The following is a 1,212-nucleotide window of genomic DNA, read 5'->3' on the forward strand; positions in this document are numbered from 1 at the left end:
TCGGCGTTGATCAGCGACAGCCCGTCGGCGACCATCGTCCCGCTGCCCACCGAACTCAGGAACGGGCTGTCGTGCTTCACGCTGGTCCCGAAGTTCGACCCGGTCTGTGTGACACGGGACAGGTCGTAGCCGAGGTAGCGCAGGTAGTGGACGATCGCGGAGCTGTCCCCGAACAGCGCCATGAAGAACTTCCTGTTGGTCAGGACCCTGATGGCCCGGTGCAGGCCGTACTGGACGCCGTAGAGCGGATGGACCGTGTCCGGCTCGACCGCCAGGTTGAGCAGACGCGGTACGAGGCCCTGGACGAGTAGCGCGACGAGCAGGGCGCCGAAGAACAGCAGCAGCGACGCGGCCAGCGCGGTCAGGTAGAAGGTCCCGCTGGTGAAGGCTGCGGTCCCGACGCGAGACGCCGCGTCCGGCTGCGGCAGCGGGTCCAGCAGCACGGCGACGCCGCCGGTGGCCAGCGGCAGGTACACCGTCAGGAGGGCCAGCAGCTGCCCGGCGGAGTAGCAGACCTTCCTGGTGGTGCCGGAGCGGTCGGCGCCACCGGCCGTACCGACCGTACGGAAGTCCGTACCGCAGGGCTCGGCCGGCGACCCGTGCCAGCTCTCTCCCGCGGGAACGCTCTGACCGGCGTGCAGGCTGGAGGCGTGCCCGAGCTGGGCCCGGGGGCCCATGGAGGTGTTGATGTCGAGGACGGCCTGTTCGCCGACGAGGGCGCCAGCACCGAGGGTGACGGGGCCGGTCTGGATGAGGCCGTCGTGTGCCCGGTAGCAGGAGAAGAGAACGTCCTTGCGGATCACCGCGCCGTCACCGATCGTGAGCAGATCGGTGCAGACGGGAATCTGCGCGGAGAAGACGGCGACATCGCGCCCGACCCTCGCGCCCAGCGCCCTGAGATAGGCCGTGTACAGCGGCGAGCCGGTGAACAGGCGCACGGGGCTCGTCCGGATCAGGGTCTTGACCAGCCACCACCGTACGTAGGTGAGGCTCCAGACGGGGAACTCCCGGGGCGTGAAACGGCCGATGAGGATCCATTTCGCCGCGATCGGCACCATGCACAGGCCGACGAAGCCAGCACTGCCCACCAGCACGGACCGCAGGTAGACGTCGAGCACGCCCCGGCCGGCGGCGACCCACTCGAAGCCCCGGGCCGTGGCCAGGGCGGCGAGGTAGGAGTAGGCGAGGAACAGCAGGAGCTGGAGGGCTCCG

1 pseudogene is annotated in these 1,212 nt (G+C 69.7%); it reads right to left on the minus strand.

Going from position 1 to position 1,212, the window contains the following annotated elements:
* Positions 1–1,212 (minus strand): annotated as a pseudogene (locus AB0O29_RS36140) (peptide synthetase); the annotation flags it as partial.

Origin of the sequence: Streptomyces sp. NPDC089915 (genome assembly GCF_040684675.1) — a bacterium.
GTDB lineage: Bacteria > Actinomycetota > Actinomycetes > Streptomycetales > Streptomycetaceae > Streptomyces.